17 protein-coding genes are annotated in these 20,273 nt (G+C 73.2%); 7 read left to right on the forward strand and 10 right to left on the reverse strand.

The annotated features are described in order from the left end of the window. Positions 1-5: 5 nt before the first annotated feature. On the reverse strand, positions 6-884 hold the full coding sequence (locus AC3ERT_RS28030; RefSeq protein WP_435131522.1) for an MOSC domain-containing protein: 879 nt from the start codon (positions 882-884) through the stop codon (positions 6-8). Positions 885-1,433: 549 nt separating this feature from the next. Continuing rightward, positions 1,434-1,862, reverse strand: a complete 429-nt coding sequence (locus AC3ERT_RS28035) for an Rrf2 family transcriptional regulator (RefSeq protein ID WP_335983796.1) — start codon at positions 1,860-1,862, stop codon at positions 1,434-1,436. A 118-nt stretch (positions 1,863-1,980) separates the two neighbouring features. Between AC3ERT_RS28035 and AC3ERT_RS28040 the strand changes: the two genes are divergently transcribed. Beyond that, positions 1,981-2,736 (forward strand): SDR family NAD(P)-dependent oxidoreductase, encoded by a 756-nt coding sequence (locus AC3ERT_RS28040; RefSeq protein ID WP_335983794.1) that lies wholly within the window; start codon positions 1,981-1,983, stop codon positions 2,734-2,736. 282 nt (positions 2,737-3,018) lie between these two features. Here AC3ERT_RS28040 and AC3ERT_RS28045 read toward each other — a convergent pair whose 3' ends face one another. Both AC3ERT_RS28045 and AC3ERT_RS28050 read right to left on the reverse strand, forming a co-directional pair. Then, on the reverse strand, positions 3,019-3,285 hold the full coding sequence (locus AC3ERT_RS28045) for a hypothetical protein (RefSeq protein ID WP_435177492.1): 267 nt from the start codon (positions 3,283-3,285) through the stop codon (positions 3,019-3,021). Between the two features lie 21 nt (positions 3,286-3,306). Further along, positions 3,307-3,969, reverse strand: coding sequence for a restriction endonuclease (locus AC3ERT_RS28050; protein WP_435177494.1), 663 nt, complete (start codon positions 3,967-3,969; stop codon positions 3,307-3,309). Positions 3,970-4,099: 130 nt separating this feature from the next. On the opposite strand from AC3ERT_RS28050, the gene AC3ERT_RS28055 reads away from it, so the two are divergent. After that, on the forward strand, positions 4,100-5,725 hold the full coding sequence (locus AC3ERT_RS28055) for a PE-PGRS family protein (RefSeq protein ID WP_435177496.1): 1,626 nt from the start codon (positions 4,100-4,102) through the stop codon (positions 5,723-5,725). A 95-nt stretch (positions 5,726-5,820) separates the two neighbouring features. Here AC3ERT_RS28055 and AC3ERT_RS28060 read toward each other — a convergent pair whose 3' ends face one another. From AC3ERT_RS28060 to AC3ERT_RS28070, 3 genes are all read right to left on the reverse strand, one after another. Next, complete coding sequence (locus tag AC3ERT_RS28060) at positions 5,821-6,360, reverse strand: O-methyltransferase (RefSeq protein WP_435177498.1); 540 nt, start codon at positions 6,358-6,360, stop codon at positions 5,821-5,823. Between the two features lie 188 nt (positions 6,361-6,548). Then, the gene (locus AC3ERT_RS28065; protein ID WP_435177500.1) at positions 6,549-7,187 is read right to left on the reverse strand and encodes a LysE family translocator; all 639 of its coding nucleotides are present in this window, start codon (positions 7,185-7,187) and stop codon (positions 6,549-6,551) included. Between the two features lie 53 nt (positions 7,188-7,240). Continuing rightward, entirely contained in the window at positions 7,241-7,435 is a 195-nt protein-coding gene (locus AC3ERT_RS28070) for a hypothetical protein (protein WP_435177502.1), read from the reverse strand. Positions 7,436-7,684: 249 nt separating this feature from the next. Between AC3ERT_RS28070 and AC3ERT_RS28075 the strand changes: the two genes are divergently transcribed. From AC3ERT_RS28075 to AC3ERT_RS28085, 3 genes are read left to right on the forward strand one after another with little or no spacing between them, the layout of a single operon-like run. After that, on the forward strand, positions 7,685-7,993 hold the full coding sequence (locus AC3ERT_RS28075; protein ID WP_435131531.1) for a trypco2 family protein: 309 nt from the start codon (positions 7,685-7,687) through the stop codon (positions 7,991-7,993). A gap of 6 nt (positions 7,994-7,999) precedes the next feature. Next, entirely contained in the window at positions 8,000-12,070 is a 4,071-nt protein-coding gene (locus AC3ERT_RS28080; protein ID WP_435177504.1) for a hypothetical protein, read from the forward strand. Next, positions 12,067-12,570, forward strand: coding sequence for a DUF4913 domain-containing protein (locus AC3ERT_RS28085; RefSeq protein WP_335983783.1), 504 nt, complete (start codon positions 12,067-12,069; stop codon positions 12,568-12,570). Before AC3ERT_RS28080 ends, AC3ERT_RS28085 begins: the two co-directional genes overlap by 4 nt. Positions 12,571-12,659: 89 nt before the next feature. Here the strand turns inward: AC3ERT_RS28085 and AC3ERT_RS28090 are convergent, their stop codons facing one another. The 3 genes from AC3ERT_RS28090 to AC3ERT_RS28100 all read right to left on the reverse strand — a co-directional run bounded on the left by AC3ERT_RS28090 (position 12,660) and on the right by AC3ERT_RS28100 (position 17,006). Further along, on the reverse strand, positions 12,660-14,336 hold the full coding sequence (locus AC3ERT_RS28090) for a ricin-type beta-trefoil lectin domain protein (protein WP_435131534.1): 1,677 nt from the start codon (positions 14,334-14,336) through the stop codon (positions 12,660-12,662). Positions 14,337-14,589: 253 nt separating this feature from the next. Next, entirely contained in the window at positions 14,590-15,273 is a 684-nt protein-coding gene (locus AC3ERT_RS28095) for a response regulator (protein WP_335983779.1), read from the reverse strand. Beyond that, on the reverse strand, positions 15,270-17,006 hold the full coding sequence (locus tag AC3ERT_RS28100) for a sensor histidine kinase (protein ID WP_435177506.1): 1,737 nt from the start codon (positions 17,004-17,006) through the stop codon (positions 15,270-15,272). Before AC3ERT_RS28100 ends, AC3ERT_RS28095 begins: the two co-directional genes overlap by 4 nt. A 128-nt stretch (positions 17,007-17,134) precedes the next feature. Here AC3ERT_RS28100 and AC3ERT_RS28105 point away from each other — a divergent pair, with 128 nt between their 5' ends. Next, a complete protein-coding gene (locus AC3ERT_RS28105; protein ID WP_335983775.1) occupies positions 17,135-18,508 on the forward strand; it encodes a cation:dicarboxylate symporter family transporter in 1,374 nt (457 codons plus the stop codon). A gap of 289 nt (positions 18,509-18,797) precedes the next feature. Then, positions 18,798-20,180: a DUF2252 domain-containing protein gene (locus tag AC3ERT_RS28110; protein ID WP_335983829.1), complete on the forward strand. Its 1,383-nt coding sequence runs from the start codon at positions 18,798-18,800 to the stop codon at positions 20,178-20,180. Positions 20,181-20,273 lie beyond the last annotated feature (93 nt).

Consider the following 20,273-nt stretch of genomic DNA (forward strand, 5'->3'; position numbering starts at 1 on the left):
TGTTCCTACCGTTCGGCGTCGCCCCACTCCTGGACGACCACCTCGTCGCCGACTGACAGCTTCCCCGGCCGTATCACGGAGAACTTCGCGCCGAACACTACGCCCCCGCTCGCCGCTCGCCGGTAGCCCGCGAGCGTACGCAGGGGCTCCCGCCCCCGCCGCGCTCCAACCTCCTGCTCAACCAGAGTGACCGCACAGCGCACCGCGAGTTTGGCATAGCCCAACTCGGCCCCGCCGGTGGTGATGCGGCGTGCGCGGTCCTCGGCGTGCGGTACGGCGGCCCAGTCGCCGCCGTCGCTGTCATGACCGAGACCGTCGCGGCTGTCGACGACGATGTTCGGGCGAAAGCGGTTCATCGACAGGGGCGGGGCGCCACGCTCGGCCATCCGCCGGTTGAGGAGGGTGAGGGAGGCGCGGGACAGCAGGTGCACGGCGCTGCTGTCGGCATAGCCGGAGGGGCCAGGGGTCAGGCCGTCGGCGACCCGGTCGTGCTCCGGTGGCACGCGGACCAGACGGCTGGGGGTGCCGAGGACCTCCGAGAGCCATGCGGCGGCGTCGTCACCCTGGTCAATCCCCTGGAAGGCGGCGCCGAACAGATCGACGTCGCGGCGCGGCGCGGACGTGGTCACGTCGAGGCGTACTGTGCCGTAACGGCCCGTCTTGTCGGCCGAGTCGAGCGTGAGTCGAGCGCCGTCGGCGCTGACGGCGGGCCGGATCAGGGCGAGGCGCGGGTGGCGGCGCTGGGTGCGGTAGACCCCGTCCTCGCTGATGACCATGAAGTTGCGGTCGTGCGCGAGGCCCGCCGACGTAAGGAGCGCATCGCTCATCGAAGTGCCCGCGCATCCCTTGATGGGGTAGCAGATCAGATCCATGACGACAGCCATGTGCCGCCTCCTTCGGTCGACGGCCACATCAGAACGTCGGTCTCACTGAGGTGACGTCATCAGTCCCGGAGTAATCCAACCACCTTGGAGATCATTTCGTCAGGAGTTCTTAGCCTGGCGGGTGACAGACGCCTGGGGGGTGACCGTGACAGGTGCGACTGGCGACGTTGCGCGTGCGCCCGGGTCTGCGGCGCCGGGCCATCCGTTGCGAATTGTCCGCGACATTCGGGGCTCCCTGCCTGAGGACCAGGCCGGACACTTCGACGCGGAGCTCGCTGACACCGAGCTCGAAGCGCTACCGGAGATGCTCAACCGGTGGGTCCGGTTGGCCACGGACGGCTTCGAGGAATTCCTGCTGTCCAGCCCCTTCGAAGGGCTGGAGTTCGGCGGGCGTTCCTACGACGACGATCAGGCAGGAACGTCGTCGCCGAACTCACCGCCCGCCTCCGGCCCGACCCCCGGGTCGTCGCCTGACTCCGCTCGACTGCCCGCCCCAACCGCTTCCTGTCGGGTGTCCACGCCGGAGCGCGGCACGGGAACAAGATCACGTCATGCCGCGAGTACGTCCCGGAGGACGTTCGCGAGGGTGACGCGGGCCAGCTCGGCTCTCACGGTCTCCTCGATGCCCTCGTAGATGCTCTGCATCGCCGGCTGGATGCCGTGACCCACCACGCATCCCTGGTCCGGGGTGGTGCGGTGCATGGCGAACAGCGGCCCGGGTTCCACTGCCTCGTACACGTCGAGCAGGGTCATCGACTCCAGATCGCGGGCCAGCGACCAGCCCGCGCCCACGCCCCGCCGGGACTCCACGAGCCCGGCCCTGCGCAGCTCGCCGAGGAGCCGTCTGATCACCACGGGGTTGGTGTTCGCGCTGCTCGCGATCTGCTCGGAGGTGGCGACCTCATGTCCCTGGCGCTGGTAGAGGCCGATCCAGGCCAGCGCGTGCGCGGCGATGGTCAGCCTGCTGTTGGCGCTCATGGACTCCTCCTTTCGGCCGCAACGCTCCATGATACGTCAGTCGTAACAGCGAATGTTGCAACAGACTGTCGTAACAATTACCGTTGCGACTGTCGGACCAATCAACGAGGTGAGAAGAATGAGCAAGCCACTCACGGGCAAGGTCGCCCTGGTCACCGGGGGGTCGCGCGGCCTGGGAGCCGCGACCGTACGGCTGCTGGCCGAGCAGGGCGCCGACGTCGCCTTCACCTACGTCAGCTCCGAGAAGCAGGCGCAGGCCGTCGTCGACGAGGTGCAGGGCAAGGGAGCGAAGGCCGTCGCCTTCAAGTCCGACCAGGCGGACACGAGCCGGGCGCCGGCGCTGATCGACGACGTGGTCGCGCACTTCGGCGGTCTGGACATCCTCGTCAACAACGCGGCGATCTCGGTGGAGCAGGGCCGCACAGTGGACGACCCGGACGCCGACACCGCCGCACTGGACCGGATGCACGCCACCAACTACCTCGGCGTGATCGCCGTCATCCGGGCCGCCTCCCGGGTGCTGCGCACGGGCGGCCGCATCATCACGGTGAGTTCCGGACTTGGCTCCCGGGTCGGTGTCCCGGGCGTTGCCGACTACTCGGCGACCAAGTCAGGCATCGAGAGGTACACCATGGGGGTCGCACGGGACCTCGGGCCCCGCGACATCACGGCCAACGTCGTGGAAGCCGGGCTGATGGACAGCGGCATGCAACCGCCGGACCCCGACACCCTCAAGGCCCTGCTCAGCTCGCTGTCCCTGCAACGCATGGGGCACCCCGACGAAATCGCCGCGGCGATCGCCTTCCTGGCGAGCCCCGCCGCGTCGTACGTCACGGGCGCGGTGCTGGACGCCCACGGCGGCTACAACGCCTGAACCCGAAACCCCTGCCGCGCGCCCCGAAGGACATGCGCCTTCGGGGCGCGCACCGCCAACGACCCCGAGGACGTCGACCACCTCCGCGACACCGCCCCTCACCGCCGCCCAGACCCTCGTACGCCTCCAAGCCCTCCCGCACCACGCCCGGATGACGAGGCCGGACGGAGGCGACCTCCGTCCAGGTCCCGCAGATCTCCGCGGCGATACGGCTGATGAGCTCGCGCACCGCTCGGACCTCGCCGTGGCCTTCCACGATCGGGGCCACCGTGGGGGTGGACGTCATCGCTGCGCCCCCGGACCTGGGGCCGCGGTCACGTCGGGAAGCAGCTGGTCGTTCCGGAGGAGTTCACCGGGAGTGTAGAGCTGCTCGCGAAGGGCGAGAACGCCCGCCTCGTCCAGTTGACCGATCTTGGTCTCCCCGCCGATGGAGCGCACGGCACGCAATTCGGAGAGATCGAAGTCGTGGCGGTCGAGAAGATCGGGACTGTGGCTGGTGACGATCACTTGACGGCGCTCGCTGGCGTCGCGCAACGCGTCGAGAAGCACGCCTGCCGCCGGGTGGGGCGCTCAGCGCGTGGGGCGGGGGCCCTGGGCGGTGCCGTTGAGGGGGTAGAGCGCGAGGAGCGGGGTGCCGGTGTTCCACTGGCCGAGCAGGTCGCGGTGGACGGCGAGGATGCGGTGGCGGACCGCCAGCGCGAGGGCCGCGTTGCTGAAACGGCAGGTGGCGACGAAGGCCGCGGCGTCCGCGCGGTGGTGCAGCCAGGCCGTGCCGATGAACTTCTGCACGTCGCCGCTGGGCACGGTGCGGTGCGGGGCGTAGTGCTTGCACTGCACGACCAGGCGGCGGCCGTCGGGCAGCGTCGCCGTCACGTCCGCGCCGAGGTCGCCGGACCGGCCGGTGACGGTGACGTCCGTACAGCCGTCGCGGCGGCACAGCTCGGCGACGTAGCGCTCGAAGTCCTGCCAGCTCAGGGCGTCCACCTCGGCCAGCGAACGGCGCCCCAGCCGTAGCGCCTCCTCCGCCCGCCACCGCCGGTCCGCCCCGCGCGCCGACCGGTCCGTGCGCCACATCCACCACGCCGCCACTCCGACGGCCCCCATGCCCGCGACCCCCACCACGTACGGCCACACGCGCGCCCACGCCTCCGCGACCAGCAGCGCCGCCACGGCCGCGCCCCCCAGTACGGCGTTCCGCCGCGCGACCGACCGCCGCCTGCGCTTCCTCGCCATGCCTCCCCCTCACCTCCCGCACGTCCCCTACAGCAGCCGCCCGCGAGTGTGACCGCCCGGGCCCCACCGCGAAAGACCGCGCCTTGGCCAACGCCTGTCCGCACAAGGCAAAGGGAGGAACATGGTGGCCGTGACGAATACGGGTGGGGAACGCGCACCGAGCGAACCGCACGCGGCAGCCGCCTGGCAGTGCGCCCTCCAACGGTGCTCCCCCTCAAGCCAGTTGGGCCGCGCGTGGCGCGACGGGCTGGCCCGGAACCGCGCGGCGCCCGCGTCCGTACTGCGGCGACTCCTCGACGTGGGCCCCGGGGAGCGTCTCCCGTCCGGGCTGGTCTTTCGGGAACTTCCCGAGGAGGTGGTCGAGGACTGGATCGCGCATCCGGACTGGAACGTGCGCAAAGGGCTGGCGGAGCGCTCGATGCTTGACGCCCGGCACCGGGCCCGGCTCTTCCGCGACCCTGACCCGGCCCACCGCTGGGTGTTCCTCACCTGTGCCGTGGACGACCGATCGGAACTCACCGACGAGACCTTCGCCCGGCTCGCCGCTGACCCCAGTCCGCGGGTACGCGCCGAGTTGGCTCTCCACCGGGACCTGCCCGTACGGCATCTCACTGCCTTGGCCTCCGATCCGGCACCGGAGGTCCGCCGCGCTGCCGCGCCGCGTGCCTGGCCGCACCTGGACTCCTCGGCGCAAGCCGCTCTGCGCACCGACCCTGACCCGGGGGTACGCACCGCGGCTGTCCTGCGGCACCACCACTGTGTGCCGATGCCGGTGGACTGCTTTGCGGGGCTTCCGGATGACCGCCACCGCGAACGGGCCGCCGCAGACTGCATGCTCACACGGGGACTGGCCGAGAGCCTGGTTTATGGCGTCGGACCCACGCTGCGCCGGGCGGCCGCACAGAACGTGCGTCTGCACGCCGACCTCGTGGCGCGGCTCGGCAAGGACCCCGACCCCGCCGTCCGCCTGCTGGTTTCGGTCCGGCCGGACCTGACCGAGGCGCAACGCTCCCGTATAGCAGTGGAGTTCGACCCCAGCGCCCGATGCAACCCGCTCCCGTGGGTCCTGGCACTGGCGGCCGACGAGGCAGCGGTACGCCGCTGCGCCGCCTCCGCCCACCCGATGTTGCGCCGCAGCGTCGCATGGATGGAGCACCTGCCGCCGGACGTGGTCGCGCTGCTGGCACACGACGACGACTGGGTCGTACGGCTGTTCCTCGCCGAGCGCTGCTCCGAGGCACCGCCTGAGGTGCTCCTGGAGATGGCGCGCAAGTGGAACGGGTACTCGCTCGTACGCATCGTCAACCACCCCAACTTCCCGCGCCGGCACACACTGCGATACGCGGACGACCCTGATCCCCGCACCCGTCGGTTGGCTCTCATGGACCCGAGCTCCTCGGCAGAGCTGGTGGAACTCTTCAGCAAGGACAGCCGCCCCGATGTCCGCCGACAGGCCCTGCGCGACCCGCGCCTGTCCAGCGACGCGGTGGTCCGGCTGCTCGACGATCCCGACCACGGCATCAGGGACACAGCCGCCGCCGACCCGCGGCTGCCCGTCCACGTCGTCACCGCGCTCCTGCACCGCACGGCCACCGCATGCCAGGCCGCCCGGAATCCGGCCATCCCCGCGGTCGTCATGCACCGCCTCCTGGACCAGAGCCGACCGGTAGACGGACATGGCGTACGACCTTCTCCCCCGAGGACGGAAGAAGGCGCCGCTCTGCCGCCCACAGCCGACGCAAGCGGTGCGGCGTGAGGAAGCCACCGGGCGCGGCCGGGCAGCGGAAGGGCATCCGCTGGGGGGCAGACCGGCCCTCGCGGCTTGATCAAGAGCCGCTGCCACCCTCCTGGTTAGAGGCGGCGTGCCGCAACAACCGCTGAACTGACCGGCGTTGTGAGTACCTCCGTGGCATCCAGGGCTGGATGAGTGAGGTAGAACAGGCGGAGTTCATCCACTTCGCCGCCAAAACGAGGCGGCCAATGGGGCGAGGGGGTGAAGTCATCCAGGATGAGAAGACCACCGGGAGCAAGCAGCTCGATGACCCCCTCGGGGTCGTCACGCTTGCCTCCGCCGTCGCAGAAGAAGACGTCGAAGGGGGCATGCTGCTCAAGCAGCCGCCAGTCCCCGGTGAGAACGGTGACACGCTCATCGTCCGCGAAGACGCCGGCCGCTCGACGGGCCAGCTCCCTGTCACGCTCCACGGTGACCAGGCGGGCACCGGCGCCGAGGCCGCTGTGCAGCCAGGCAGTGCCCACTCCCGAACCGGTGCCGCTCTCCGCGATGACCCCGTGAGGCTTCACGGTAGCGGCCAGGCTGAGCAGCCTGCCAACCTCCGAGAGGCAACTCTTCTTGAATCCCGCCTCGACAGCGACACCCTCCGCGGCTACCACGCGGGGTGGAACTGAACGTTCTGCCCTGATCACAAACCCCCCTCACCGTGAGCAAGACGCTATCCGCCAGCAGTGGCGTCCGCACGGAGTTCCGCCTGTCCGGCCCCGGCGAACCTTCCCGGTCAGAGCACTAGGAGCGTGTCTCAGTAACCGGCGCCCGCGCAACGTTTCGAGAGTCCGGTGCGTTGTCACACGTCATTCCCGGTGAGTGCCAGACGGACGCCGAGACCGACCATCACCGCCCCGGACGCTGCGCCGATCGCGGACAGGCGGCGGGGCGACCCGCGGAACCAGCCACGCGCCGTCCCGGCGAGGAGCCCCCAGGCTGAGTCGGAAACCAGAGCAACAACGGCGCAGACGATGCCGAGAAGCAGGAGTTGCAGTGTCACGTGCCCCGCCGAGCGGTTGACGAACTGGGGCAGCACCGCCGAGAAGATCAGGAAGCCCTTCGGATTGCTCACCCCGACAACGAAACCCTGCCGGACGACGCGCCGCATGTTGGCGGGTGGCCGCTGCTGCGCGTCCGTAACGGCCAGTTCCCCGCGATGCCGCCACGTCTGGATACCGAGGTAGACCAGATACAGCGCGCCCGCGAACTTCAGCACCGAAAACACCACGATCGACCGCGCGACCACGGCTCCCAACCCGAAGGCCACCAAGACGGCCTGGACGAGCACCCCGCCGTTGTTGCCCACCGCCGTGGCCAGCGCCGCCCGGCGTCCAAGCGCCACCCCGCGCCCGACCACGAACACCACGCTCGGCCCTGGAACAGCGATCAACACAGCGACCACGGCGAGGAAAGCCCAGAAGTGCCCGATACCCAACATTCCGTCAGGTTAGGAGCGGAAGTCAGATGCGACAACCCTGCTGGGTGGGGTGATCATTCGTCCGGGATGATCTCGGTATGCGTGATCGGGATGGGCTGTTCGAGATCGAGCCGGTCGGGAAGAAGCAGCCGCACGGTCGTCCGGCGGCGGTGGACAAGACGTTCCGGGCGTTCGACCCGCACCAGGTCCTGCTGCTGCCACCGGCGCTTGACCTGTCGCCGATCCCTTCGACCGAAGCCGCCAGCCACTTGCCCGTTACAGAGACACGCTGCTAACTGTTCGGTCCTGGGTGGCATCGAGGGTGAAGCGCGCGGGGTAAGCCGTGCGGACGTGGTGGATCGCGGTGTGCGAGGTGATCCGAACGCCATGACTCGGCACGCACGGGTGGGCGTCGGTCCTGCCGTCTCGGGGGGCGGGGGGTCGCCCGGCGGGGTACGGGATTTCGGGGGCGTGGGCCGATACGATGCCGGGACGGGGAACGGGGAGGGGTGGCGGGGATGGGTGAGGTGGGGCAGGGCGGCGGGGAGTGGTTGGACCTCGCGGATGCGATCGAGGTGCTGCGGACGCAGGTCGCGGAGGCGGAGCAGCGGGCCCGGGGGTCGGAGCTGAGGTTCGTGCTGGGGGAGATCACCGCGGAGTTCGAGGTCGAGTTGGTGCGCGCGGGCAACGGCGGCGGGCGGCTGCGGTTCGGGGTGGTGGAGGCCGAGGCGCGGCGGGAGCGGTCGAGCCGGTCGGTGCAGCGGGTGACGCTGCGGCTGAAGCCGGAGCGCGGCGGCGCGGACGTCGCCGTGGGTGACTTCGAGTAGCGGGACGTGCAGTTCCAGCGGGTCGTCCAGGTGCAGGCCGCGGGCTTCGGCAGCGGCTACCTGATCGCGCCGCGGCTGGTGCTGACCGCCGCCCACCTGCTGGCGCGCGACGGCGCGGCCCCGGGGCAGGTGGCCGTCTCGCTCCCGGGTACGGACGCCGACTGCCCTGCCGCGGTGCGGTGGTGGCGGTACGACGCGGCGGGCCCGGTGGACGCCGCCCTGCTGGAGATCCCGGCGGGCAGCCCGCGGTGGACGGTGCCGGGGCCGCTGCGCGGCGACTTCGGGCGGCGCCCGCAGCGCTGGGGGTGGTGCGTGACGGGCGGCGGCGAGGTGCCGGTCACCGCGGCGGGGTTCCCGCGGCAGCAGCGGGCACGCGGCGGGGACTGGGAGAAGCTGGTGGGCCGGGTCCGGCCGCACGGCGGCGCGACGTTCGAGATCCTGGACGACGCCGGGGTGCTGGGGATCGACGGCGACGGTACGGCGGGTTCGCGGGCGACGCCGTGGTCGGGGATGTCGGGGGCGGCGGTCTTCGCGGCCGGGCAGCCGCTGCTGCTCGGCGTGGTGCGGGCGGACCGGCGGCCGCGCCACGGCACCCGGCTGACGTACACCCGCAGTGCGGACCTGATCGCGTGCGAGGGCTTCCGTACGGCGGTCCGCGCGGCCACCGGCACCGAGCCGCTGCTCGAACCGGCCGAGCTGGCCGACCTGTTGGAACCCGCGCCGCCCAAGCGCGAGTTGACGTCCCCGACGACGCTGCTGCGCGCCGACGCCGAGGTGGTGTCCTTCCACGGCCGGCAGGACACGCTGGCCGACCTGGAGCGGTGGTGCCTGGCCGACCACGGCGCCGTGCCGTCGCTCCGGGTGGTCACCGCGCCCGGCGGCCAGGGCAAGACCCGGCTGGCGCGGCAGCTCATGTCCCGTCTGCGCGGGCGGGGTTGGGTGGTCGGCCAGGTGCGGGGCGAGCCCGCCGACCTGAGGCTGCTGCGTACGGTCCAGCACCCGCTGCTGCTGGTCGTGGACTACGCCGAGTCGCGGCCCGACGTGGTGCGGAAGCTGCTGGAGCAGGCCGCGGAGGTCTGGCACCCGGTGCGCCTGCTGCTGCTCGCCCGCTCGCTCGGCTCCTGGCAGGACCGGGTTCCCGGCGCCGTCCGCGAGGTGCGGCTGCACGCGCTGAGCCCCGAAGTCGCCGACCGGGCAGAGGCGTTCGAGCGGGCGGTCGCGGACTTCTCCCGGCGCCTGGCGGAGACCGCCGACCCGGCGGGCCCCGACTGGCGCGCGGCCGCGGCGGCCCTGGCCGACGCCCCGCCCGGGCGCCTCGCGTCCGAACACCCGGGCCGGCAGACGGCGTTGACGGTCCAGATGTCGGCCCTGGCCGCGCTGCTGCGCCAGGCCCGGCCCGCGCAGGACCCGGCGGCGGCCCCGCCCGAGGAGGAGGACCAGGGCACCCTGGAGGCCGAACTCATCGGCCACGAACGGCGGTACTGGCTGGAGGTGGCCGACGAGCGCGGCATGAGCCGCCGTGAGAAGGACCTGCTCGCGCAGGCCGCGGCCACCGCCGTGCTGTGCCCGGCGCAGGACGCCGACGAGGCCCGCGCCACCGTCGGGCGGCTGCTGCCCCACGCACCGCACGGCACCGTGGCGGCGCTCACGGCCTGGCTGCGCGACCTGTACCCCTCGTCCGAGGGGAGCCACTGGGGCCGGCTGGAGCCGGACCGGCTGGCGGAGTACCACGCCTCCGAGCAGGTCGTACGCGACGACGGGCTGCTCACCCGGCTGTTCTCCCGGGCCCCGGACCACCAGCGCGCGCAGATCCTCACGGTGCTGGCCCGCGCCGCCGTCGCCCACGCCAACGAGGGCCGCCCCGGCGCGGCGAGCACCGTCGTCGACCGGCTGCGGCAGACCCTGCGCGCCACTCCGGACGACGCGCCCCTGACCGCGGCGATGCTTCGGGCGCACGCCCATACGCTGCCGGAGCAGTCGCATGTGCTGCGCGGCTACGCGCTGGACGTCGCCCGGAAGCTGAGCGAGCTGAGCCGACCGGACAGCCTGGCCGACCTGGCCGACCTGGACGACCTGGAGCGCACCGCCACCGACGACCCGCGCACCCTGGGCGAGCACGCCTCCGACCTGCACCAGCTCGCCGAACGCCACCTCGCCACCGGCGACTTGGCCGCGGCCGGCGAGGCCGCCGACGCCGCCGCGGCCCTGCGCGAACGCCTCGCCGCCGCCACCGGCGCACCGGCCCACCGCGCCGGCTGGGCCGACTCCCTGCTCCTGCTCTCCCGGACCCTGCGCCAGACCGGTGACCTCCCCCGGGCCCACCGCGCCGGCACGCGGGCCCTCGCCCTCTTCCGCGCGCTCACCGAGGAAGGCGGCGGCGAGGAGGACACGGCGGAGCGCGAGAGCGGCCTGGTGCGGGCGCTGGTCGACCAGTCGTACGTGGTCTGGCAACTCGACCCGACCACCACGGACTTCGACCAGGTCGCGCGGTCCGACGACCACACCGCCGAGGCCGTCCGGCGGGCCCGCGCGCTGGCCTGGCGCCTGCCCGACCCGGACCCGCATCTGCTCCCGATGGCGCTGGTCGCGCGCAGCGCCAACCTCTGGCGCCTCCAGCGGAACACCGACGCCCCGGCGCTGGCCCTGAGCGAGGAGGCCGTCCGGACCTTCCGCGAAGCCGCGCGGGAGAATCCCGACGCGTACTCCGGCGACCTCGCCCAGGCGCTGATGGGCCTGGCCGTCGACTACGCCGCCGCGGGCCGGCCCCCCGAGGGGAGCATGGCGCTGGAGCGGGAGGCGATCGCCCTGCTCGGGCCGCTCGCCGCGGACGTGCCCGCCCACCGCTCCACCCTGGCGCAGGTGCTGCACAACCTCGCCTGGAACCAGTTCTACGAGGGGGACCGCGCCGCGGCGCGGGCGTCCGTCATGGCGGCCATCGGGCACCGCCAGGCCCTCGCCCGCGACGGGCACGGATCGGCCGGGCTCCGCCTGGCCGACTCCCTGAGGATGCTCGCCTTCCTCCACGAGGACGAGCGGGACCACTGGACGGCGGTGGAACTCGGCGAGGAGGCCGCGGCCGGCTACGCACAGGCCGCGCTGCCGCTCAGCGCGAGCGACCTGCACAACCAGTCGGTACTGGCCCTCCAACTCGCCCGCTCCTACGACGCGTTGGGCCGCCCCGCGGACGCGCTCGCCGCCCACGACCAGGCCCTCGCCATCCGCCGCACCCTGAGCCGGTACGCGCCCAGCCTCTACACGTACGAGTACGCCAGCGCCCTGCACGACCTGTCCGACCTCTACCGCAAGCACGACCGGCAGGTCGCCGTCCGCATCGTGCTCCGCCAGGCGCTCCCGGCCTACCGGCGGCTGGCCCGGACCGACCGCCAAGCGCGGCGGCAGTTGGCGTACTGCCTGTACGACCTCGGCTCCAGCTACCTGACGACCCAGGCCACGCAGAGCCGCGCGGTCCCCGCGCTGCGGGAGGCGTACGGCCTGTGGGCGCGGCTGGCGGCCGACGACCCGGGCGCGGAACGGCAGTTGGCGGACGCCGGTACGGAACTGGGCCGCGCCCTGATGCTCACCAGCCGCTTCGGCGAGGCCGTGCAGGTCGCGGCCCATGAGGTGGGCCTGCGGCGGAAGTTGGCCGGCGCGGACCGGTCGGCCCACGAACTGCTGCTCTGCTACGGCCTGTTGCGCCTCGCGGAGGGGCAGGCCATGACAGGCCGGGACGCCGCGGCCTGGACGACCGCCCTTGAGGCGGAGGAAGCCTGCCACACGCTGGCCGGCCGCGGGGAGCTGACACCGCGGCGGACCGCGGCGCTGCTGGGGAGCCTGGCGGGGGCGCTGAGCCGGTGCGGGGCGCACGATGTGCGCCGGGCGGCCCGCGCGGTGGCGCCGGCGCGGCTCGCGGTCCGCGGCTACCGGCTGCTGGTGGACCGGGACCCGCACGACACCGACGCCCAGGCCGGCCTGAACCGGTCGCTGCGCCGGCTCACCGAGGTGCTGCACCGCGTCGGCCGCTATGACGACGCCCTTGACGTACAACGCCGCAGAGCAGAGGAGTGGATGAGGCCATGACCGCACCGCAGGACGGAGAGCCGGGCGCGGGGCCGGCGGAGACAGCGGGGCCGGCGGAGACAGCGGAGGCCGCGGAGACAGCCGACGACATCCGGCAGGACGAGGTGCGGGCGGCCCGGTCGGCGGAGCTGCTCTACGGGAACGTCAACGAGTTCGTCACCGACCGCTTCATCCACCTCGTCCCGCGCCCGGCGCCCGGGTCGGGCCGGGTGTGGTGTCCGGAGTGGTACCGGCACGCCCAGGCGCTGTCCCGGCTGGACGCGATCTGGCGGGCCTGGGAGCACCTGCGCTTCGACCCGGCGATGGGGCTGTCGCACTGGTGGCTGCACCATGTGGACCCGCACCTGCGGGTGTTGATGGACCCGGACCTCGGCCCGTTCGGCCGCTGCGCCGACGGCCACCAGGACCCGCCCGAGCCGCTGCCCGTCCTCGCGCCGCCCGAGGGGCTGTTCACCGACCAGCGCGACGCACCGTCCAGGGACCCGCTCTCGCTGGGCTGAACTCCCCCGCCGACCCGGGGTGGGAGAGGGGCCCCGCCGTGACCGGCGGGGCCCCTCCCAGTGCTTCGCTGCGTCCGCGCGTCCGCCGGTCAGGCCAGGGCGAACTTCTGCGCGGCCGAGCCGTTGCAGTCGTAGATCTGGAGCCGGGTGCCGTTCGCGGTGGCGCCGGACGGGGAGTCGATGCAGCGGCCCGTGGTCGGGTTGGACATCGAACCGTCGGAGTCGATCACCCAGTTCTGGTAGCCGCCGCCGTTGCAGGTGGCCAGTTGCAGCTTCGTGCCGTTGGCGTTGACGCCGCCCGCGATGTCCAGGCAGCGGCCGAGCGTGCGCAGGGTCTGGCCGTTCCAGGTCCACTTCTGGTCCAGCGAGGTCGCCTGCTGGCAGTCCCACAGCTGGACCGCGGTGCCGTCGGTGCCGACGTCGTCGCCCGCCACGTCGACGCACTTGCCGCCGGGGCCGTAGATCGGGGTGCCGATGGCGTACTTCTGGGCGTCGGAGCTGTTGCAGTCCCAGATCTGGAGCCGGGTGCCGTTGGCGGTGGCGTCCGAGGGCGAGTCGATGCAGCGGCCGGTGGTCGGGTTCAGCAGCGAACCGTCGGTCCGGCGCACCCAGTTCTGGTAGCCGCCGCCGTTGCAGGTGGCCAGTTGCAGCTGCGTGCCGTTGGCGTTGGCGCCGCCCGCGATGTCCAGGCAGCGGCCCAGGGTCTGGAGGGTCTGGCCGCTCCAGGTCCAGTGCTGGTCCTTCGCCGCCGACTGGCAGTCCCACAGCTGGACCGCGGTGCCGTCGCCGCCGGTGTCGTCACCTGCCACGTCCACGCACTTGCCGCCCGGGCCGGTGATGGTCTGGCCGCTCACCGAGCCGCCGGAGCCGGAGCCGGGCGCCTTGTTGTAGACGGCGACGGAGTCGATGACGAGCTTGCCGCCGGAGACCGTGGCCGAGTTGGGGCCGCCGCCGAAGGCGTTGGGGAAGCCGCCGCCCATCGCCAGGTCGTAGATGATGAAGAACGGGTGGTCGATCGCGTTGGCCCAGGTCGTCGCGTCCACCTGGTTGGCGCTGACGGTGTAGAAGTTGTTCCCGTCGAGGTAGAAGCGGACCTGCTCGGGCGAGACCGAGCGGTCGATCTCCACGGCGTAGTCGTGGAAGCCGGTCTGGCAGCCCGAGCAGGCGCGTTCGCCCGAGCCGATGCCGGTGGACTCGTTGCACGGGCCGCCGGGGTTCACCCCGCAGTGGATGGTGCTGAAGTCGGAGCTGCGGCCGTTGATGTCCTCCATGATGTCGACCTCGCCGGAGGTCGGCCAGGTGGTGCCGGTGCGCAGCGTGGAGCCGAGCATCCAGAACGCCGGCCAGTAGCCCGCGCCGTTGGCGGTGGTGACGTTGGGCTGCTGGAGGACGGACTCCATCCGTACGACGCCGCCGGCCGGCGCGCCGAACGTCGCCGCCTGCGTCTCCACCCGGCCGGACGTCCACCCGCTCGACGGGTCGGAGCCGGAGTGCTGCGCCTGGAGCACCAGGTGGCCCTGGCCGTCGTAGTAGACGTTCGAGGTGCTGTTGGTCATGGTCTCGATCTCACCGGTGCCGAAGCTGCTGCCCGGCCCGGTGTCGTACTTCCACAGGCTCTGGTCGATTCCGGTGCCGGACGCACCGTTGAAGTCGTCGCTCCAGGTGAGCGTGAAGCCCGACGGTGCCGAGGGCACCGTGGCCTGGGCGGTCGGGGTCAGGGCGGCGGAGGCCGCCGCCAGAACCGCGATGACGGGGCCGAGGATCACCGCTCTCCGCCACCTGCCGCGGCGCGGCCCTGCCGAATGTGCGCGCATACGTCCGTCCTCCGGGAAAGGCGTGGTTCTCGAGTTCCGCTACGCCGCCGCTGGCGGGTGTCACGAGGTGCGCGGGGCCGGGCCGCCGGGCCCGGCTCCACAGGACAGACACGATGTGAATGTCATGTGCACAGCATGTCGATCGGCCTGCCGTTCGACAAGACACCAGCAGCATTTGTCTGTACCAACTCATCCGGCAGATCGGTCAGTCGGGAGCGATCCAGCGGTAATGGAGCTCGGGGCGGCCGACCTGGCCGTAGCGGGGGCTGCGCGCGGCGCGGGCCTCGTCGACGAGGTGCTCCAGATAGCGGCGGGCGGTGATGCGGGAGATCCCGGCCGAGGCGGCGGTGGCGGCGGCGGTCAGGCCGTCGGGGGCGGCCCGCAGGGTGCGGACGACGGCCTCCAGGGTGGGGGCGCTGAGCCCCTTGGGGAGGACCGCGGGCCGGGACGGGCGCAGGGCGGCGAGCGCGCGGTCGACCTCGTCCTGGCTGCCCGCCTCGCCGGCCGCCGCGCGGAACGTGGCGTAGCTGAGCAGCCGGTCGCGGAGCGTGGCGAAGGCGAAGGGCTTGAGGACGTACTGCACGACCCCGAGCGAGACGCCCTCGCGGACCACCGCCAGGTCGCGGGCGGAGGTCACCGCGATGACGTCCGTCCGGTGCCCGGCCGCGCGCAGCGAACGGGCCAGCTCCAGGCCGTGGCCGTCGGGCAGGTAGAGGTCGAGCAGGAGCAGGTCGACCTCGGCGCGCAGCAGCAGCAGGCGGGCCTGGGCGGCGCTGTGCGCCGTGCCGACGACGGTGAAGCCGGGCACCCGGCCGACGTACAGGGCGTGCGCGTCGGCGGCGACCGGGTCGTCCTCGACGACGAGCACGCGGATGGCCGCCGCGCTCATGCCTGTTCTCCTCGCGCCGGGCGGCCGTCGGCCGCGGGTACGGCCGCGGGTACGGGCACAGGTACGGCCCCGGGTGCGGGTGCGGCCCCAGCCCCGGATGCGGCCGGGCCCGCCGCCGCGGGTTCCGGCTGCGGGCGCCACGGCAGGCGCGCGGTGAAGACCGCGCCGCCCTCCGGCCCCGCGGCCAGCGTCAGGGTGCCGCCGTTGCGGGTCACCGCCTGCCGCGCCAGCGCCAGCCCGAGTCCGCGGCCCCCGGGCGGCGCGGGCTTCGTGGACCAGCCGCTCTCGAACACCGCGTCGGTGTCGCCGGAGGGTATCCCGGGGCCGGTGTCGGCCACCCGCAGCAGCAGCCCGCCCGGGGCCTGCCGCGCGGCGACGGTGACCTCGATCCGCGCGGCCGGCAGGCCCCGGGTGGCGTCCACGGCGTTGTCGATGAGGTTGCCCAGGATGGTGACGAGGTCCCGCGGCGCGAGCCCGGCCGGCAGCAGCCCGTCCTCCAGCCGGCTGTCGTCGGTGATCACCAGCTCGACCCCCTGCTCGTTCGCCTGCGCCGCCTTGCCCAGCAGCAGCGCGGCCAGCACCGGTTCGTCGACCGCCGCCACCACCTGGTCGGTGAGGGCCTGCGCCGCGCGCAGTTCGGCGGTGGCGAAGTCCACCGCCTGCGCGCCGCGGCCCAGTTCGATCAGCGAGACGACCGTGTGCAGCCGGTTGGCCGCCTCGTGCGCCTGCGCGCGCAGCGCCCGGCTGAAGCCGCGCTCGGAGTCCAACTCGCCGATCATGCACTGGAGTTCGGTGTGGTCGCGCAGGGTGACCATGGTGCCGCGCTGCTCGCCGCCGGAGACCGGGGCGGTGTTGACCACGACCACCCGCTCGGCGGTCAGGTGGAGTTCGTCGACGCGGGCGGCGGGGTCCAGCAGCGCCGCGGTCAGCGCGTCGGGCAGCCCGAGCCCGGCGACCGGCCGGCCCACCACCTCCCCGGCCAGGCCCAGCAGTTCGCGCCCGCCGTCATTGATGAGCGCGATGCGCTGCTCGCCGTCGAGCAGGAGCAGCCCCTCCCGTACGGCGTGCAGCGCGGCCTGGTGGTAGTCGTGCATCCGGTGCAGGTCGCGGGCGTTCATGCCGTGGGTGTGGCGGCGCAGCCGGGCGTTGACCAGGTAGGTGCCGATCCCGCCGAGGGCCAGCGCCGCGGCCGCGACGCCGATCAGGGCGGCCAGTTGGCGGCGGGAGCGGGCGCTGATCGCCTGCACGGTGATGCCCGCGCTGACCAGCCCGGTGATCCGGGTGCCGGAGCGGATCGGGGTGATCACCCGCACCGAGGGCCCGAGGGTGCCGGTGTAGGTCTCGGCGAAGGTGCGGCCGTGCAGCGCCGGGGCGGTGTGGCCCAGGTAGCGGCGGCCGATCTCGGCCGGGTCGGGGTGCGTCCAGCGGATGCCGTGCGGGTCCATGATCGTCACGAAGTCCACCCCGGTGTCGCGCTGGACGGACCGCGCGTACGGCTGGAGGGCCGCGGTGGGGTCGCCGCCGCGCAGCGCCGCCTGCCGCACCGCGGGGGTGTCCGCGACCGACCGGGCGACCGCGGTGGCCTGCCGCCGGGCGGACGCCTCCGCCTGCCGCCGGTCGCTGAGGTAGCCGAAGATCGCGCACGCGGTCACCGCGAGCGCGACCAGGACCGCCTGCACCGCGAACAACTGCCCCGCCAGGCTGCGGGGATACGGGACACGTGGCGCCGCCATGGCAACGGGCCGCCTCTCGACTCGGCGTGAACTCAACGACCACAACCGTGACGCACGTCACGTGTCCCGCGATAGTCGCGGGGACCGCCGGACGTGAGCCGCACGCACTGCCGTCAAGGAGGCCAGCCATGCCCGAACCGCTCGCCCAGACCCCGCCCGCCGCCCGGCGGGACCGTACCCGGTACCTGTACCTCGCCGTGATCGTCGCGGTGCTGCTCGGCGTCGCCACCGGTTTCCTGTGGCCGCACTTCGCCCGGGAGCTGAAGCCGCTCGGCACCGGCTTCGTCTCGCTGATCGAGATGATGATCTCGCCGGTGATCTTCTGCACCATCGCCCTGGGCGTCGGCTCGGTCCGGCAGGCGGCGAAGGTCGGCCGGGTCGGCGGCCTCGCGCTCGTCTACTTCATGGTGATGTCGGCGGTGGCGCTGGCCATCGGCCTGGTCGTCGGCAACATCCTGCACCCGGGCTCCGGGCTGCACCTGACCGAGGCGACCCGGCACCTCGGCCACACCGCGGCGGCGAACGCCCATGTCGGAGCGGTCGACTTCCTGCTGGGCATCATCCCCACCAGCATGGTGTCGGCCCTCACCGACGGCGAGGTGCTCCAGACACTGCTGGTCGCCCTGCTGGTCGGCTTCGGCCTCCAGGCGATGGGCCGCTCCGGCGAGCCGGTGCTGCGCGGCATCGGCCACCTCCAGAAGCTGGTCTTCCGGGTGCTGTCGATGATCCTGTGGGCCGCCCCGGTCGGCGCGTTCGGGGCGATGGCCGCGGTCGTCGGCGAGACCGGCACCGACGCGCTGAAAGCGCTGGCCACCATCATGATCGGCTTCTACACGACCTGCCTGCTGTTCGTCGTCGTGGTGCTCGGCACGGTGCTGCGGCTGGTCACCGGCGTGAACCTCTTCCGGCTGCTGCGCTACCTCGGCCGGGAGTTCCTGCTGATCCTCTCCACGTCGTCCTCGGAGTCCGCGCTGCCCCGGCTCATCGCCAAGATGGAGCACCTGGGCGTCAGCCGCCCGGTCGTCGGCGTCACGGTGCCGGCCGGCTACTCCTTCAACCTCGACGGCACCATGATCTACCTGACCATGGCCTCACTGTTCATCGCGGACGCGCTGGACCGGCCGCTGGGCCTGGGCCAGCAGATCGGCCTGCTGCTGTTCATGATGATCGCCTCCAAGGGCGCGGCCGGGGTGTCGGGCTCCGGGATCGCGGTGCTGGCCAGCGGCCTCCAGTCGCACCAGCCCGCGCTGGTGGACGGCGTCGGCCTGATCGTGGGGATCGACCGCTTCATGAGCGAGGCGCGGGCCCTGACCAACTTCGCCGGGAACGCGGTCGCCACGCTGCTGGTGGGGACCTGGGTGCGCGAGGTGGACCGCGAGCGGGTCAGCCGGGTGCTGGCGGGCGACCTGCCGTTCGACGAGCGCACCCTCGTGGACGCCGAGGAGGAGCCCTCCCCCCGGGTTCCCGTCCCCGGCGGCGCCCCGGACCCGGCGTACGGGTGACGGCGGCGCGGCAGCCCTTTTCGGCGCCCGGCCCCCTCGCGGCCCCTCCCTGGCCCCGTGCCCGGGAGGTGGGCCGCCGCCCTTTGCCCTAGAGTCCGGACAGAAGAGGGCACGAAATCGGGCGAAACTCGGCGAACCCGCGCGACACCGGCTCCGTGCGCGCAGAGGTCAGGAAGGTCCGGCGATGAAGGCGACCAAGGAGACCGGGGCAAGCGGGGCGACCGGGACCGGGGCGTCCGGCGACGCGCCCGAGGACACCCGGCGGATCGTCACCGTCAGCGGCGCGGCCATGCGCACCCCCGAGGAGCGGGCCCGGCAGGGCCGGGCGGCCCGGGCCCGGGCACCGCGCTCCTCCCACGCCGAGTACGCCCCCGCCCCGGACCGCACCGACCCGGTGGACACCCTGGAGCGGCAGTCGGCCACCCGGGTGCCGGAGCTGGTGCCGCTGCGCTACGGCCGGATGCTCCAGTCGCCGTTCCGCTTCTACCGGGGCGCGGCCGCCATCATGGCCGAGGACCTCTCCCGCACCCCCGTGTCGGGCCTGCGCGCCCAACTGTGCGGCGACGCCCACCTGATGAACTTCCGGCTGCTGGCCTCCGCCGAGCGCAACCTGCTCTTCGACCTCAACGACTTCGACGAGACGCTGCCCGGCCCCTGGGAGTGGGACCTGAAACGGCTGGCGGCCAGCATGGTGATCGCCGCGCGGGAGAACGGCTTCAGCACCGCGCAGCGCCGCAGCACCGTGCGCGCCACCGTACGGTCCTACCGCGAGCAGATGCGGCGGTTCGCCGGGATGCGCGACCTCGACGTCTGGTACGCGCGGGCCGACGCCGACCTGCTCAGGGAGCTGGCCGCGGGCCGGTTGCAGGCCCGCGGGCGCCGCAGGCTCGCCGCGGAACTCGCCAAGGCGCGCGGCCGGGACAGCCTCCAGGCCGCCCGCAAGCTCACCGAGTCCGTCGGCGGCAGGACACGCATCATCTCCGACCCGCCGACGCTGCGCCGCCTGGAGGACCTGCTGCCCGGCGCGGACGCGGCCCGGGTGGAGGAGCTGCTGCGCGGCCTCCTCACCGGCTACCAGCGGTCCCTGGCGCCGGACCGGCAGCATCTGCTGGAGCAGTTCGGGGTGGTGGACATCGCGCGGAAGGTGGTCGGCGTCGGCAGCGTCGGCACCCGCTGCTGGATCGTGCTGCTGGTCGGCCGGGACAGCGGCGACCCGCTGTTCCTCCAGGCCAAGGAGGCGGACACCTCGGTGCTGGCGCCGTACGCGGGCGCGAGCCGCTACGCCTTGCAGGGCCGTCGGGTCGCGGTCGGCCAGCGGCTCATGCAGGCGGCGGGCGACATCTTCCTCGGCTGGGAGCGCACGCTCGGCCTCGACGGGGTGCAACGCGACTTCTACGTCCGCCAGTTGCGCGACTGGAAGGGCGTCGTGGACCCCTCACGGATGGTGCCGCGCGGCCTGCGCGTCTTCGGGGAGCTGTGCGGGGCCACCCTCGCGCGCGCCCACGCCAGGACCGGGGACCGGATCGCGATCGCCGCCTACCTGGGCAGCGGTGACGTCTTCGACCGCGCGGTGGCCGACTTCGCGGAGGCGTACGCCGACCAGAACGAGCGGGACCACGCGGCCCTGGCGAAGGCCGCCCGCTCGGGCCGGGTCAAGACCGAGCAGGGCTGACGCGGTTCGCCGGCCCGGCGGCCGGCGCTGGGGCAACTCACAGGACTTTGCCGGGACTTTACAATCGGCCCGGGTGCCGCCTCGTCAATGGAG

It is taken from the genome of Actinacidiphila sp. bgisy145 (genome assembly GCF_057708125.1).